Genomic DNA, 13,236 nt, shown 5'->3' on the forward strand with positions numbered 1-13,236 from the left:
CCAGCAAAACCGTCGTGGGATCTCCGCTTGGCAAAACGGCCACGCCAGAGCGAGGTCAGGCAACCAACACGCTTCAGGCTGGCACAGTTTGCGACGCTCTGGGCCGCCCCAGTCGACTGAGTTTGCACTCGACCAGATGGTAAAAAGCCGCGCCGGCCAAGTTACACGCCAGCCAAGCCACCAGTACCCCAGCCGTTTGCACCCACACATCCGCTGCGGCATAACGCGTGAACCAGGCGTTGACCACCAAGGCCACCGGGAAATTCAGTAAGAACACCGAATAGGAAATTTTGCCCAGGTACGCCAGCACCGGGCTTCGCGGCCAGGTGTAGAGCCAACCTTTGCGCAGCGACCATGCCAGAACCAACGCCACCGTAAGCGCCAGCGCAATGCGCGTGCGAAAGTCAAATGCCAGCGCCAGCAGTGTCAGCAACACCAGTCCCCACATGCGCCAGCGTCGCGCGTGCAGCGAAGGCACCTGGCTGAACCAGTAGGCCAGGGCACCCAGGCCATAGGCGCCAAAAAAATACACCGCCCAGTCATCCCAATCGGCATCGCGGTTGAAATAGAACAAAGATGCCAGCCCCACCGCCCACACCAAGGCATGCGTCAACCGGCGCCTGCCAAGTGATGATGCCTCTGGCCAGCGCCTGGCTAACCAAAGCAGCAACAGCATTAAGGCGAACAGCTGGAAATCGATCGCCACATACCAGACCCCAGCCGACAGCGAATCCACGTCCAGCAGACTCTGCAACAACAAGACGTGGCTGACAAACTGCCAGACGGTAGGGGAATCGGGCAAGGAGTCATGCTGCATCCAGTGGTCGGCCAGCTTGGTACAGACCATGGCCACCAGCAGCGCTGCAACATAGGGCAGGGCCACCCGCACATAACGCTGCCACAACTGTGCCATCGGATTCGCGGTCATCAAGATCGCCTGGGGCGCCAGGCTGCGGGCCGCCAGAAAACCAGCGACCACCAAAAAAACCTGCACCGCCATACGCGCGTCCTGGCTAAACCAGGCCACCAGATCGGGTGCAAGCAGATAGGTGCCATCAGACAGTGGCCCGTAAAAGGCAAGGTGATGCAAGACGATCAGCTGGGACGCCACCGCTTTGAACGCATCCACCAACGGCAGACACTGCCGCGGCGCAGGACTGGCAGGCATGTGAAATGACGACATGTGAATTAAACAGTGCGATTTTCGGCTGACGATCAGGCCTATGCACGGATCAAACCGGGGACGGCTCCAAACACACGACCAAACCGAACAGCACTCTCGAAAAAGAGCGTACTTTACCCAATCCGCAAGCCACAAACCGAGAAAAGACGGTCGGCTCAGCTGAAAAGTGCGCCTGAAACGTCTGGAAAAACCTACCGCGCAACGGTGCCGGGTGACGGGTGGCGTGCCACCTCAGCGGTGCTAGGCCTGGCCACACGATTGGCCCACGCGTGAGATACTTTTTGCTCCACTAAAAACACATAGGAGACATTTATGCCTTTTCGATCAATGATGGCCGCGGCCATTCTCATGGCTGGCATGACGCTGGCGCAAGCGCAAGACAAGGTGGTTTATCACGTGAACGACACGGCCAGCCAGGCACTGGCTGCGCTGCGCAATATCCGCAACCACCTCGACACTGACCCCAGCGCCCAAATCACGCTGGTGGCGCATGCCTTTGGGATTGATTTTTTGATGGAGGGTATGAAAGACCGGGGCGAGTCGGCGTTTGAGCCACTGGTGGCCGCTCTGAAGAACCGTGGTGTCAAGTTTGAGGTGTGCGAAATTACCCTGATAAACCGCAACCTGAAAAAGGAGCAGTTCATCCAGGAGGTCGATTTCACACCCTCAGGCGTGGTGCGGTTGACCAAGCTGCAACTGGCAGGCTACGCTTACATCAAACCCTGACGCATTTGCCCGCCATGCGTGCGTGCTGGAGAATTTAGCCACCAGATGAGGGCATCATGCCGCAAGCTCTTGCGACACCTCAGTGGCAGTTTCCAGGCGCAGCGGCAAAATGGCCTTGATGCTGGTGCCATGTCCGACCACCGATTTAAGTTCCAGCCGACCTTTCAGTGTAAGCATGCGCTGGCGCATGCCCGACAAACCGTAACTTGCGTTTTTAATTTGTCCAGCGTCAAGACCCGCACCATCGTCACTCACCACCACCTCAATATAGTTCCCGTACTCTGTGACCAACACTTGAGCCCGTGTGGCGCGCGCGTGTTTGGCGATATTGGTGAGAGCCTCTTGCACCAAACGATGCACCGCCAGCTGTTGTGCGTCATTGAGCACCAACTCATCCACGCTCAGTTCCACCTGTAGCTGCGTTTGCGCTCTGAACTCCTGCGTCAAAATATCCAGCGCGGCGGGCAAGCCCAGGTTGGAGAGTGACGAGGGGCGCAAATCCTCGATGATTCTTCGCTTGAGGGCGATTCCGGCATTGAGTGTTGTCGCTAGGTGACTCAGGCGTTCGTGCAGTTCGGGTGGGTCGGCTGGCAACTTTGATTTGACACGTGCCACATCGAACTTGGCTGCAGTGAGCAAGGAGCCCAACTCGTCGTGTAACTCCCGCGCCAAATGCTCGCGCTCGCGCTCTTGTACATTGATCAAATGGTTGGCCAGTCGCTCCAGGTCAGCAGTGCGCAATGTCACCAAACCTTCGAGTTTGACCTTTTCCAGCTGCAGGTCTTGGGCACGCTTTTGCGAGGCATCATGCAGCTTGCTCGAGCCGCGCAAATACAGGCCAAACGTCAGCAAGGCAAAAAGCGCCCAGACCATAACACTCAGGCGCGATGCCAACAAACTTTGCTGGACCTTACTGGTTTGCAGTGCCATATCTCTGGCGGCCGATGCGAGCAACACATTCGATGCCGCTCGCACCGCGTCCATATATTTGCGCCCCAGACCGGTGCTTAACACTTCCTGCCAAACTGCAGTTTCCGCGCCGGATTGACGCAGCTGGATCGACAGCTCCAACTCTGCCAATTTTCGCGAAATCGCGCGCGACAACGCAGCGAATTCAGCCATCAACCGAACATCGGTCACTACCAGCGAGCGCAAGTTGTTGAGCGAGCCCTCAACCTTTGCCACGGCTTGGGTATATAACCCCGCTGCCCGGTCTCAGCATCGAGCAGCAGCCGCTGCAAATCATAAATGCTGGCTTGGCGCTGGGCAGCAACGGTACTGTGGCGCGAGGCTTCGCTGGCGGCATGAAAATTGAGTTCATTCGCCAAAATCAACAGCGCCGTCACCACCACGGCCAAGCCCAAAATCACCGACTGCTTGAAAAGCCATTTGCGGGCAGCCCTCACCCAAACATGTCCGCCGACGCTGTCGCTCAAACGGAGCCATTTACTGAACATGCGCATCATTCTTCTCGCTGCCAGCCCTGATGCAATTTGCGCTTGACCGCAGGGCGTCACGGACTTGAGCGGTGGCGCCCTGACAGACGGCCACCCGCCACATCCGCCACATCCGCCGTCAACGTCGCCATCGTCGCCATCGTCGTTGCAGTGTGAGGGGCCGCAGGATGAGCGCCTGTTTCAGGGCTGACTCACATCCAGACGCACTTCGGTACAGTGATCAATCAGCGCATCCACGTCTTGCGACTTGTCAAAAACGCGCTCAGCACCCGAGTGTTACGCGCGTGTGCGTATTTCGGGCGTGGCGTAATTGGACAAGACCAGCACCCGCTGCTTGGGCGAGCGCCTAGCGCAGGCAGTCAGCACCGGCAACCCGGATCCACGCTTGAGGAAAATGTCCACGATGGCCACGTCCCATTCGTCTGAATGCTCGTTTAACCACTGAACCGCATCGGCTTGTTGCTCCGCAATGCCAACCATACGCGCGTCCACCAAGTCGGTCAGCATGTCCATCAAGCTGATTCGGATCGTCAGATTGTCTTCAACGAGAGAAACACGCAAGTTCACAACAAAAGGCCTTTCGGTTTCCAACGCGCTGGTTGAGAACACCAAGGCTACCGAGAAGTCATTGACACGTTCCGCAGCCTGAACGCCGTAGGTCAATGCCGCCCTTTGCACGATTTGCCAAGTTGATGCAAAAACCTGGGTAAAACGCTGTGTAGGACAAAACCCACGACGCTTGAGGGTGGCCGCCGATAGGCCTGACCAATGTCAATCGGCATCATCTGTACGCAAACCAACCATAAGGAGCGCACCATGCACATTCACTCAGGCCCTACCGGCGATCCACGCCAAAATCACTTTTTAGCAGCGCTGCCCGAGTCGGTGTGGACGCGTTGGCGCGGTCAGCTCGAGATCGTCGACCTCCCGGTCGACAAACAGCTGTATACATCCACTGCAAGCCCTGCTTATGTGTACTTCCCGACCACCGCCATCGTTTCCCTGCTGTACTTCACACGAGAAGGCGTATCCACGGAGATTTGTGCGGTGGGCAACGACGGTGTCATCGGCATGGATTCGGTGATGGGTTCGAGCACCACAGCCACCGAGGCGGTAGTGCAAAGTGCTGGTATTGGCTACCGATTGAGCGCGCAGACGGTGCGCAAGGAGCTGTCACAGGGCGGCCCCGCCTTACCCATGCTGCTGCGCTACGCGCACTCGCAGGTCGCGCAAATTTCCCAAATGGCCGTATGCAACCACTTTCATTCAGTCGAACAAAAGTTCTGTCGTCGTCTGCTGATCGGCCTAGACCGCTCGACCCATAGCGAGCTGTCAGTGACACACGAACAGTTCTCAAACCTGCTGGGCGTGCGGCGCGAAAGCATCACCGCAGCGGCGCACAAATTGCAGCTAGGCGGCGTGATCCGATATAGCCGCGGTCGGGTCACGGTGCTGGATCGTCATCGCCTGGAACGCGGCGCCTGTGAGTGTTATGCCGCGGCCAAGAACCAGTACGAACGCACCATGCCTATGCCGTTGCCGCTGGCGGCTTGAAAAACCCGGGCAGGCCGCAACGGCCCGCGCGGACAACAACCTTAGTTAGCGCGCACGCTCTGCCAAGAACATTTCGATACGGCGGTTCTGCGCCCGACCCGATTCAGTATTGTTGTTGGCAATGGGTTCGCGCGAGCCACGACCGTCGATCTGAATGCGCCGTGAATCCACTCCACGCGCGGCCAAGTAGTCACGCGCGCTGGCTGCGCGGTTGATGGACAGCGGGTTGTTGATGGCGTCCGAGCCGGTGCTGTCGGTGTGGCCAATGATGCGTATCTCGGTGTTGGGCTGGCTGGAAAGACCTTGCGCAAACTGATCCAGAATCGGTCGCAGATTGGGCTTGATGTTGGAGCGCCCAGTGTCAAACGAGATGTCGCTCGGAATGTTGAGCTTGAGTTGGTTGTCGGCGGTTTGCGTCACTGCGACGCCGGTACCCGCGGTAGCCTGCTCCATGGCGGCTTTTTTCTGCGCCATCTGATTCGACCAGATGTAGCCACCCAGCGCGCCCAGGCCAGCGCCAATCGCCGTCGACTTGGTGCTGTCGCCAATAGCCACACCCGCCAACGCACCCACGCCAGCGCCGATAGCTGAGCTGCGCTGCGCATCCGACATATTGGCGCAGCCGCCAATCAACAAGGCGATGGCGGTCAGCCCCGTGGTGGTCAAGCGGGCAGAAGTTGTCGAGAGGTTCATGGTGATTCCTTGAAAATTAAAAAAAGATTAAATTTATACCATTCGCATGCTCGGCACAGCGTGCGCCACCGAACATACCGTCTGCCAACCACGACTAGTTGGCATAAACGCCGACTTCCTGCTGTTGACTGCGACAATAAGCCCCCCCTTTTGACTTGGCACGGGGCCTGTCAACCCCTCAAGCAGCATGAACATCAACACCCCACTCCATCCACGCCCCTACACGCTCAGCGACTTCGATTTTGAGCTGCCACCCGAGCTAATTGCGCAGCACCCAGCGCCCGAGCGCAGCGGCTCGCGCCTGCTGGACGGCAGCGCCAGCACGCCGGTTGACCGGATTTTCCGTGGTCTGCCCGCGCTGTTGCAGCCCGGTGACCTGATGGTGTTCAACGATACCCAGGTCATGAACGCGCGCCTGTTTGGCGAAAAACCCACGGGCGGCAAGGTCGAATTGCTGGTGGAGCGTGTACTGGGCGCCAACCAGGTGGCGGCGCACATGCGGGTCAGCAAAAAGCCCGAGGTCGGCACCAGCTTGGCGCTCATCGGAGCACCTGGCACCCGCGAGCACCTGAGCGCCACACTGCTGGGCCGCTGGCCAGACGAGCAGGGTACGCTGTTCAGGTTTGTGCTGAGCAACGACGCGGGCGACGACCCCTACACCCTGATGGCGCGCCACGGCCATGTACCGCTGCCGCCCTACATCACCCACACCGACTCGCCAGAAGATGCCAAGCGCTACCAGACGGTTTTTGCTAAAAACCCCGGCGCGGTGGCTGCCCCCACCGCTGCACTGCACTTTGACGAAGCGCTGCTGGCGCAGATTGACGCCATGGGCGTGCAGCGCGCCCACGTCACACTGCATGTGGGCGCGGGCACGTTCCAGCCGGTCAAAACCGAAAACCTGGCCGAGCACCAAATGCACAGCGAGTGGTTTGAGGTGCCAGTGGCTACCCAACAAGCTCTTGCCGACTGCCATGCACGCGGCGGGCGAGTGGTGGCGGTGGGCACGACCACGGTGCGCACGCTGGAGTCATGGGCGCTGGAAAACGGAATCGGATCACCAATGGCGCAGCAGCCGCGCGCTCTGACCCCATTTTCCAGAGACACCCGCATCTTCATCACCCCCGGCTTTGACTTCAAGGTGGTGGACGCTTTGATCACCAACTTTCACCTGCCCAAATCAAGCCTGATGATGCTGGTGAGCGCCTTTGCGGGGTTCGAGCACATCCGCGCGCTGTATGCCCATGCCATCCGGGAAAAATACCGCTTCTTTAGTTATGGCGACGCCATGCTGCTGGCGCGCCGGGCCTGACGCGATTCACGTCAATCGATTTGCCGCACTGCTTTGACGTGGTACTGCACGCCGGGTAGCCCTTGGTAGTCGACATCCTGCGTCCAAAACGTGGCACCAAACTCTTGCGCCATGCTGTACATGGCTGCATCGGCCATGGCCAACTTGTGCTGCGCCGCCACCTGGGACGCGGCAATGGCACGGCGGTCGGTGAAATCCAGCACCTTACCCAACCGCATGACATCCAGACAACGCTTCACCAGGTCTTGCGGTAGAGCGCGGCTAAACACTTTGTGCACCTCGAACAGCGCAATGGTGGGCACCAACAGGCGGTGCCGGTCTTCGATCACCGGCTTGAAGATCGGCCCATTGGCACCGGCTTTGAAAAACTCGATCCAGCCGGAAGAATCCACAAGGTTCATTCAAACTCCCGATCCGGTTCTTTTTCCGGCTCAATGTCACCCAGGTCGTAGCCCTTGAGCATGCCATAGTACGCGCCCATCGGCACTTCTGGCTTGATCACCAGTTCTTGCCCGCGCAACTCAAAATGGATGTGTGAACCAGGGCCAATGCCCAACCTGGCGCGCATGGCAGCAGGCAGCGTGACCTGGCCTTTGGTTGAGACCACGGCTTCAACCCGCAGCAATTCGGTGGCTTCAGAGGTTTTCAAAATAGCAGACATCGACAATCTCCTTACCAATTGCAAAAGTAAAGAATATCATGACGTAAAGCGTCGCGCTCAGTAAATAGGTTGTTCAGTGCGTCGTTGTATGGCCCGACGCCCAGCCCTGTTAAACGATCATCCGTCGCCAACCGCCGCCGCCGGTGGCATACATGCACGCGGCACTGGCATGTGCCATACGGCGACACAGCAGGCAAAATGCGCACATGGCCTACCGTTGCGCCCTTGGCACCCAAACCCATGTGTTCGCTGATCTGCGCGCGGTCATGGCACGCGCCAGCCCGGCGCGCTCAGGCGACGCACTTGCGGGGCTGGCCGCAAGCAGCGCGCAGGAGCGCATGGCCGCACGCCTGGTGCTGGCCGACTTGCCGCTCAAAACCTTTTTGAAAGAGGCTCTGATCCCGTATGAAACGGACGAAGTCACCCGCCTGATCATCGACCGGCACGACGCCACCGCCTTCGCCCCCATCAGCCACCTGACCGTGGGTGATTTCCGCAACTGGCTGCTGCTTGACAGCACTAACAGCACCACGCTGGCCGAGCTGGCACCCGGCATCACCCCCGAGATGGCGGCAGCAGTGAGCAAGCTGATGCGCAACCAAGATTTGATTGCGGTGGCACGCAAGTGCCATGTGGTCACCCGCTTTCGCAACACCGTCGGCCTGCCAGGCCACTTGAGCGTGCGCTTGCAGCCCAACCACCCCACCGACGACCTGCGCGGCATTGCTGCCAGCTTGCTGGACGGGCTGATGTACGGCGCGGGCGATGCAGTGGTGGGCATCAACCCGGCGAGTGACTCTCTCCAGGTTATGACCGGCCTGTGGCAAATGCTTGACGACGTGCGCTGCCGTTTTGACATTCCCATGCAAAGTTGTGTGCTAACCCACGTCACCACTCAGATTAAAGCTATAGAACGAGGAGCGCCGGTGGATTTGGTGTTCCAGTCGATTGCCGGAACCGAGGCCACCAACACCAGTTTTGGCGTGAATTTGGCGCTGCTGCGAGAGGCGCGTGAGGCGGCGCTCTCGCTGCGCCGTGGCACGGTCGGCGACAACCTGATGTATTTCGAAACCGGCCAAGGCAGCGCCCTCTCAAGCAACGGCCATCACGGTGTGGACCAGCAAACCTGCGAGGCGCGCGCCTACGCAGTGGCGCGCGAGTTCAAGCCACTGCTGACCAACACGGTGGTCGGCTTCATCGGCCCCGAGTATTTGTATGACGGTAAACAGATCATCCGCGCCGGGCTCGAAGACCATTTTTGCGGCAAGCTGCTGGGCGTGCCCATGGGCTGCGACGTGTGCTACACCAACCACGCCGAAGCCGACGCCGACGACATGGACACGCTGATGACGCTGCTGGCCAATGCGGGCCTGAGCTTCATCATGGGCGTGCCGGGCGGCGACGACATCATGCTCAATTACCAAAGCACCTCGTTCCATGACGCGCTGTACCTGCGCAGCCTGCTGGGCCTGAAGCGCGCGCCCGAGTTTGATGCCTGGCTGCTGCGCATGGGTCTGACCAATGCGCAGGGGCAGCTTTTGGAAGCACCCGCTAACCATCGGCTGATGCAGCAGTTGCCACACATGGGCACCGTGTGATTGATCAGCAGCCCTCGGCCACCGCCTTGATAGCAGCGCCGCCAGATCAGATGCAGCGGCACGTGGTGCGCCCTGACCCCTGGGAAAGCTTGCGCCAGCACACCTCGGCCCGCATTGCCTTGGGCCGAGTGGGTGCCAGCTTGCCCACTGCCGAGGTGCTGCGCCTGGGCCTGGCGCATGCGCAAGCGCGCGACGCAGTGCACACGCCGCTGGACTTGGCGGCGCTGGCCGCGCAGTTGCAGGCAGACGGCTGGCCAAGCCTGCAAGTGCGCAGCCAGGCGGCCCATCGACAAAGCTATTTGCTGCGCCCGGACCTGGGCCGGCGGCTGCATGTGGACGACGCCGCGCTGCTATCAGCCCAGCCCAGAGCCACCGAGCTGGTCATTGTGGTGGCAGACGGCTTGTCGTCCGAGGCGGTGCGCCGGCACGCCCAGCCACTGCTGGCGCAGTTTCGCGCCTGCTGGGCAACAGATCTGCAGTCAAACCCGGTGATTCTGGCCGCCCAAGGCCGGGTGGCCATTGGTGACGAGGTTGGCAGCTTGCTCGGCGCGCGCCTGGTGGTGCTATTGATTGGAGAGCGGCCAGGGCTTAGCTCACCTGCGAGTCTCGGTATTTACATCACTTATGCGCCGCAGATTGGCCGCATGGACAGCGAGCGCAACTGCATCTCCAACGTGCGCCCGGAAGGCCTACCGTATGACCAGGCGGCGCACAAACTGGCCTGGCTGTGCCGCGCGGCCTTGCAGGGCGGTGTCACCGGCGTGGGGCTGAAAGACGACAGCCCGGCGCTTGAGCACACGTCGCCTGAGCGCCTTCATCTGGATTGACTTGCGCCGTCTTGGCTGAGTGGCTGGCATCACGCCGCCAAGCCTGCCTGACAATAGCGCCATGCTGAATTTCGACCTTCTCCAAACCGACCCCGCGCAAGGCGACTACGCTGGCAGCCACGCCCGCCGCGCCGCGCTCACCCTGAGCCACGGCGTGGTGCAAACGCCCATCTTCATGCCGGTCGGCACCTATGGCACCGTCAAAGGCGTGATGCCGGCCAGCCTGGAAGACATGGGCGCAAAAATCATTCTGGGCAACACTTTTCACCTATGGATGCGCCCCGGCCAAGACGTGATGCGCAGTTTTGGCGGCCTGCACGGTTTTGAGCGCTGGGACAAACCCATCCTGACCGACTCGGGCGGCTTCCAGGTCTGGAGCCTGGGCGCCATGCGCAAGATCACCGAGCAGGGCGTGCATTTTTCTTCTCCCGTCAATGGCGACAAACTGTTCATGTCGCCCGAGGTCAGCATGCAAATCCAGACCACGCTCAACAGCGACATCGCCATGCAGCTCGACGAATGCACGCCGTATTTGTCGGTCGAGCCCAAAACCAAGGGCCAGATCACCACCGAGCGCGAAGCCCGTACCAGCATGGAAATGAGCCTGCGCTGGGCCAAACGCAGCCAGGACGAGTTCGCCCGGCTGGAAAACCCCAACGCGCTGTTTGGCATCGTGCAAGGCGGCATGTTCGAGCACCTGCGCCAGGAGTCGCTGGACGCGCTGGTCGCCATGAACTTCCCCGGCTACGCGGTGGGCGGTGTCAGCGTGGGCGAACCCAAGGACGAAATGTTGCGCGTCATGGCGCACAGCCCACACCGCCTGCCCGCGCACAAACCGCGCTACCTGATGGGTGTCGGCACCCCCGAGGATTTGGTGGAAGGCGTGGTGCAAGGGGTGGACATGTTCGACTGCGTCATGCCCACCCGCAACGCCCGCAACGGCACGCTGTTCACCCGTTTTGGTGATCTGAAAATCCGCAACGCGCGCCACAAAACCGACCACGGCCCGCTGGACACCAGCTGCACCTGCTACGCCTGCAAGGGCCAAACCCGGCCTGACGGCACGGTCAGCGGCGGCTTCAGCCGCGCCTATTTGCACCACCTGGACCGCTGCGCCGAGATGCTCAGCCCGATGCTCTCCAGCATCCACAACCTGCACTATTACTTGAACCTGATGACCGAAATTCGGACGTCACTCGACACCAGCAGCTTTGGCGCCTTCCGGGCACAGTTCAAGGCAGATCGGGCGCGCGGGGTCTGAACCATGCGCTGTGGCCGTAGCGCCTGCCCCTGTTTTTGCCTCGTCTTGCCACATCCGCAGTTCGCGCAGAAACGTTTGAAAAATCCTATTTTTATAGCTAAAGGCGCAATCTAAACAAGGGCTAGAGGCCGATTTCTTATATACGTTTTGATCTCCGTGGACAACCCCCAAGAACACCCCACCACCCTCTGGCAGCGCCTGTTGCGCTGGCCGATGCGCTTGGTGCGCGGCTTGTTTGGCGTCCTGCTGGCACTCATCATCCTGTTTGAGGAATGGGGTTGGGTCCCGCTGCAGCGGGCGCTGGCCTGGGTGGGGCGCTTGCCGGGGCTGCGCTGGCTGGAGGGCCGCATTCAGACGCTACCACCCTACGCGGCGCTGGTGCTGTTTCTGGCGCCTACCTTGCTGCTGCTGCCGGTGAAACTGCTGGCGCTGTGGGCGATTGGCCAGGGTCAGGTGGTGCTGGGCACGTTGATCATTTTGGGTGCCAAGGTGGTGGGCACGGCGATTGTGGCGCGGCTGTTCACCCTGACACGCCCGGCCTTGCTGCAACTGGCCTGGTTTGCACATTGGCATGCGCGCTGGATCAGTTGGAAAGAGGCGTTACTAGCGCAGGTCCGCGTCAGCTGGCCGTGGCGCTTTGGCCGGATGATGAAAACGCGACTGCGCCGCGCCTGGCAGCGCACCCGTGCCCGCTGGAAGCTGGACTAGTGCGCCCAGCCTTTACATACAATTTCGCCTGTTCGCCAGCCTTTTGAACGCACACCATGACCCAACACAGCCTCCCGTTTCCGGATGATGCATCCAGCGCACCCAACACAGCCAAGCGGGGTAAGCTGACCGCCCTCAAGTTTGAAGCGGCGAAGACGTCACCGGCGCAAAGGCGCTTCAACCAGTTGATTGACCAGACCGAGTCCTTGGTGGCCAAAATTAAGGCCGCACAGGCATTGGCTGACAGCCACCGTGTGAAGTTTTCCACCACGCTGACGCCCTTGAAAACCGAGTTCGACACGCTGGTGCGCAAGATGGCCTGGTGGCTGGATGAGCGGCTCAAGCAAAAGGGGTTGAGCGCCAAACTCAAAGCCATCGCAGCCGAAATGATTTGCAGTCTTTCGGGCAGCCTGGCCATGGAGGGCGATGAAACCATGCAGGCACTGCACGATGCCCACGCAGCCGAGTCTCTTGAAGAGCAGGGCAAGACCGCGGCGAGCGACATGCAGTCTTTCATAGAAGGCATTCTGGGCGAAAAGCTGGGCGAAGATGACCAGGAATTTGAGAATCTGGACGACCTGATGCGCGCCAGCATAGCCAAAATGCAGGCCCAAGCAGAGGCCGCCAACCAGGCCCGTGCAAGCGGTGGGGCTGCCAAGCGCAAAAAAACCGCCACGCAAAAGAAGGCTGACCAACAAGCGCTTGACGCTGACGGCGCGCTGCGCACCATTTATCGCCAGTTGGCCAGTGCCCTGCACCCGGATCGCGAGACCGACCCGGTCGAACAACTACGCAAAACAGCGCTGATGAAAGAAGCCAATGCCGCTTACGAGCGGCGCGACCTGCTGGCGCTGCTGCAGTTGCAGCTGCAGGCCGACCTGGTGGATGAGCGCATGATCAGCAGCATGGCCCATGAGAAACTGGCCGCGTTGACCGCCTTGCTCAAGGAGCGGGTCAAGGTGCTGACCAGTGAGCTGTACAAAGTAGAGCGGCAAACCGTTACCGAATTCGGCTTGCCGATGTACGCGCCCCTGAGCCCGGCCAGCCTCAAACGGCAACTTTCAGAGCAGAAGAAAGAACTTGAAGCTGACATTGCCAGCATGCAGTACGACTTGGCCCAAGTACCTGACGACCGCTACTTCAAGCGCTGGCTGCGCGAGCAGCACGAACTGCGGTATGACGAATTTAACCCGCTCGACTTTGGCGGCCTGTAGAGAAACAAGACCCTTTGCACATACACTTGCTACGTTATAAGT

The 13,236-nt window shown here is 60.2% G+C and carries 15 protein-coding genes; 8 read left to right on the forward strand and 7 right to left on the reverse strand.

From position 1 onward, the window contains the following. Nucleotides 1-73: 73 nt before the first annotated feature. On the reverse strand, nucleotides 74-1,183 hold the full coding sequence (locus BLL52_RS04260) for an acyltransferase family protein (RefSeq protein ID WP_075585462.1): 1,110 nt from the start codon (nucleotides 1,181-1,183) through the stop codon (nucleotides 74-76). A 312-nt stretch (nucleotides 1,184-1,495) separates the two neighbouring features. On the opposite strand from BLL52_RS04260, the gene BLL52_RS04265 reads away from it, so the two are divergent. Then, nucleotides 1,496-1,909 carry a DsrE family protein gene (locus BLL52_RS04265; RefSeq protein ID WP_075585463.1) on the forward strand — a complete coding sequence of 138 codons (414 nt, stop codon included), beginning with the start codon at nucleotides 1,496-1,498 and terminating at the stop codon, nucleotides 1,907-1,909. Between the two features lie 54 nt (nucleotides 1,910-1,963). Here the strand turns inward: BLL52_RS04265 and BLL52_RS04270 are convergent, their stop codons facing one another. From BLL52_RS04270 to BLL52_RS04275, 3 genes are all read right to left on the reverse strand, one after another. Then, on the reverse strand, nucleotides 1,964-3,094 hold the full coding sequence (locus BLL52_RS04270) for a sensor histidine kinase (protein WP_083633779.1): 1,131 nt from the start codon (nucleotides 3,092-3,094) through the stop codon (nucleotides 1,964-1,966). Next, complete coding sequence (locus BLL52_RS19905) at nucleotides 3,049-3,366, reverse strand: CHASE3 domain-containing protein (RefSeq protein ID WP_139313296.1); 318 nt, start codon at nucleotides 3,364-3,366, stop codon at nucleotides 3,049-3,051. Before BLL52_RS19905 ends, BLL52_RS04270 begins: the two co-directional genes overlap by 46 nt. Nucleotides 3,367-3,642: 276 nt before the next feature. Next, nucleotides 3,643-3,933 (reverse strand): response regulator transcription factor, encoded by a 291-nt coding sequence (locus BLL52_RS04275; protein WP_338065723.1) that lies wholly within the window; start codon nucleotides 3,931-3,933, stop codon nucleotides 3,643-3,645. Between the two features lie 249 nt (nucleotides 3,934-4,182). Between BLL52_RS04275 and BLL52_RS04280 the strand changes: the two genes are divergently transcribed. Beyond that, on the forward strand, nucleotides 4,183-4,920 hold the full coding sequence (locus tag BLL52_RS04280; RefSeq protein WP_075585598.1) for a Crp/Fnr family transcriptional regulator: 738 nt from the start codon (nucleotides 4,183-4,185) through the stop codon (nucleotides 4,918-4,920). A gap of 45 nt (nucleotides 4,921-4,965) precedes the next feature. Here BLL52_RS04280 and BLL52_RS04285 read toward each other — a convergent pair whose 3' ends face one another. Further along, a complete protein-coding gene (locus tag BLL52_RS04285; RefSeq protein WP_075585464.1) occupies nucleotides 4,966-5,613 on the reverse strand; it encodes a YiaD family glycine zipper/OmpA-like lipoprotein in 648 nt (215 codons plus the stop codon). Between the two features lie 187 nt (nucleotides 5,614-5,800). On the opposite strand from BLL52_RS04285, the gene queA reads away from it, so the two are divergent. Beyond that, nucleotides 5,801-6,925, forward strand: coding sequence for a tRNA preQ1(34) S-adenosylmethionine ribosyltransferase-isomerase QueA (queA, locus tag BLL52_RS04290; RefSeq protein WP_075585465.1), 1,125 nt, complete (start codon nucleotides 5,801-5,803; stop codon nucleotides 6,923-6,925). Nucleotides 6,926-6,936: 11 nt separating this feature from the next. Here the strand turns inward: queA and BLL52_RS04295 are convergent, their stop codons facing one another. Together BLL52_RS04295 and BLL52_RS04300 are read right to left on the reverse strand one after the other, a co-directional pair. Beyond that, nucleotides 6,937-7,326 carry a type II toxin-antitoxin system VapC family toxin gene (locus BLL52_RS04295; protein ID WP_075585466.1) on the reverse strand — a complete coding sequence of 130 codons (390 nt, stop codon included), beginning with the start codon at nucleotides 7,324-7,326 and terminating at the stop codon, nucleotides 6,937-6,939. After that, nucleotides 7,323-7,586, reverse strand: a complete 264-nt coding sequence (locus BLL52_RS04300) for an AbrB/MazE/SpoVT family DNA-binding domain-containing protein (RefSeq protein ID WP_075585467.1) — start codon at nucleotides 7,584-7,586, stop codon at nucleotides 7,323-7,325. The genes BLL52_RS04295 and BLL52_RS04300 overlap by 4 nt, the downstream gene beginning before the upstream one ends. Before the next feature lie 206 nt (nucleotides 7,587-7,792). Here BLL52_RS04300 and BLL52_RS04305 point away from each other — a divergent pair, with 206 nt between their 5' ends. The 5 genes from BLL52_RS04305 (at nucleotide 7,793) to BLL52_RS04325 (ending at nucleotide 13,194) form a co-directional block, all read left to right on the forward strand. Beyond that, the gene (locus BLL52_RS04305) at nucleotides 7,793-9,184 is read left to right on the forward strand and encodes an ethanolamine ammonia-lyase subunit EutB (RefSeq protein WP_075585468.1); all 1,392 of its coding nucleotides are present in this window, start codon (nucleotides 7,793-7,795) and stop codon (nucleotides 9,182-9,184) included. After that, nucleotides 9,181-10,011 carry an ethanolamine ammonia-lyase subunit EutC gene (eutC, locus tag BLL52_RS04310; protein WP_420852613.1) on the forward strand — a complete coding sequence of 277 codons (831 nt, stop codon included), beginning with the start codon at nucleotides 9,181-9,183 and terminating at the stop codon, nucleotides 10,009-10,011. The genes BLL52_RS04305 and eutC overlap by 4 nt, the downstream gene beginning before the upstream one ends. 61 nt (nucleotides 10,012-10,072) lie before the next feature. Next, nucleotides 10,073-11,272 carry a tRNA guanosine(34) transglycosylase Tgt gene (gene tgt / locus BLL52_RS04315; protein WP_075585600.1) on the forward strand — a complete coding sequence of 400 codons (1,200 nt, stop codon included), beginning with the start codon at nucleotides 10,073-10,075 and terminating at the stop codon, nucleotides 11,270-11,272. A gap of 156 nt (nucleotides 11,273-11,428) precedes the next feature. Then, the gene (locus BLL52_RS04320; protein ID WP_241838997.1) at nucleotides 11,429-11,980 is read left to right on the forward strand and encodes a hypothetical protein; all 552 of its coding nucleotides are present in this window, start codon (nucleotides 11,429-11,431) and stop codon (nucleotides 11,978-11,980) included. Nucleotides 11,981-12,036: 56 nt separating this feature from the next. After that, nucleotides 12,037-13,194 carry a hypothetical protein gene (locus BLL52_RS04325; protein WP_075585469.1) on the forward strand — a complete coding sequence of 386 codons (1,158 nt, stop codon included), beginning with the start codon at nucleotides 12,037-12,039 and terminating at the stop codon, nucleotides 13,192-13,194. Nucleotides 13,195-13,236: the final 42 nt, after the last annotated feature.

The organism is Rhodoferax antarcticus ANT.BR, assembly GCF_001938565.1.
GTDB classification, from domain to species: domain Bacteria; phylum Pseudomonadota; class Gammaproteobacteria; order Burkholderiales; family Burkholderiaceae_C; genus Rhodoferax; species Rhodoferax antarcticus.

Bases quoted from the DNA above. Each gene is read 5' to 3' on its own strand.
- BLL52_RS04260 (WP_075585462.1), bottom strand. From the start codon at position 1,183: ATGTCGTCATTTCACATGCCTGCCAGTCCTGCGCCGCGGCAGTGTCTG.
- BLL52_RS04295 (WP_075585466.1), bottom strand. From the start codon at position 7,326: ATGAACCTTGTGGATTCTTCCGGCTGGATCGAGTTTTTCAAAGCCGGT.
- queA (WP_075585465.1), top strand. From the start codon at position 5,801: ATGAACATCAACACCCCACTCCATCCACGCCCCTACACGCTCAGCGAC.
- BLL52_RS19905 (WP_139313296.1), bottom strand. From the start codon at position 3,366: ATGTTCAGTAAATGGCTCCGTTTGAGCGACAGCGTCGGCGGACATGTT.
- BLL52_RS04285 (WP_075585464.1), bottom strand. From the start codon at position 5,613: ATGAACCTCTCGACAACTTCTGCCCGCTTGACCACCACGGGGCTGACC.
- BLL52_RS04325 (WP_075585469.1), top strand. From the start codon at position 12,037: ATGACCCAACACAGCCTCCCGTTTCCGGATGATGCATCCAGCGCACCC.
- BLL52_RS04305 (WP_075585468.1), top strand. From the start codon at position 7,793: ATGGCCTACCGTTGCGCCCTTGGCACCCAAACCCATGTGTTCGCTGAT.
- BLL52_RS04265 (WP_075585463.1), top strand. From the start codon at position 1,496: ATGCCTTTTCGATCAATGATGGCCGCGGCCATTCTCATGGCTGGCATG.
- BLL52_RS04280 (WP_075585598.1), top strand. From the start codon at position 4,183: ATGCACATTCACTCAGGCCCTACCGGCGATCCACGCCAAAATCACTTT.
- tgt (WP_075585600.1), top strand. From the start codon at position 10,073: ATGCTGAATTTCGACCTTCTCCAAACCGACCCCGCGCAAGGCGACTAC.
- BLL52_RS04300 (WP_075585467.1), bottom strand. From the start codon at position 7,586: ATGTCTGCTATTTTGAAAACCTCTGAAGCCACCGAATTGCTGCGGGTT.